Genomic DNA, 408 nt, shown 5'->3' on the forward strand with positions numbered 1-408 from the left:
GCCTCGTGGCAGCGCCGGACCGCGGCGGCGACCTCGGGGCGCGGCGGGTCGTACAGGCCGACGAGCCCGAGCAGGTGCAGGTCCCGCTCGACGTCCTGGCGCCGCGGGACCACTGCCTCGCTGCCGGGCGGCAGTTCGCGTACCGCGACGGCCAGCCCGCGCATGCCGTCCGCCGCCAGAGCGTCGGCGGCATCCTGGGCCTCGCCGGCCGGCTCACCCTCGGCCAGCAGCGGCAGGACGGCTTCGGGTGCACCCTTGACGATCACGCGGAGGGTGCCGTGTTCGCCGTCGAGGATCACCGACATGCGGCGCAGGCGCGGGTTGAAGCGGAAGCAGGCCCGTCGGCGGGCGTCCCGGTCGGCCAGGTCGAGGGACGCGGCGTGTTGTGAGACTCCCTCGACCAGCGCG

Annotated in this window: 1 pseudogene; it reads right to left on the reverse strand. The window is 76.0% G+C overall.

Annotated features, from left to right (window positions below):
- Positions 1–408: pseudogene (locus G3I78_RS49685) on the reverse strand (cation-transporting P-type ATPase); the annotation flags it as partial.

The organism is Streptomyces sp. SID13726 (assembly GCF_010548375.1).
In the GTDB taxonomy this organism is placed as follows: domain Bacteria; phylum Actinomycetota; class Actinomycetes; order Streptomycetales; family Streptomycetaceae; genus Streptomyces.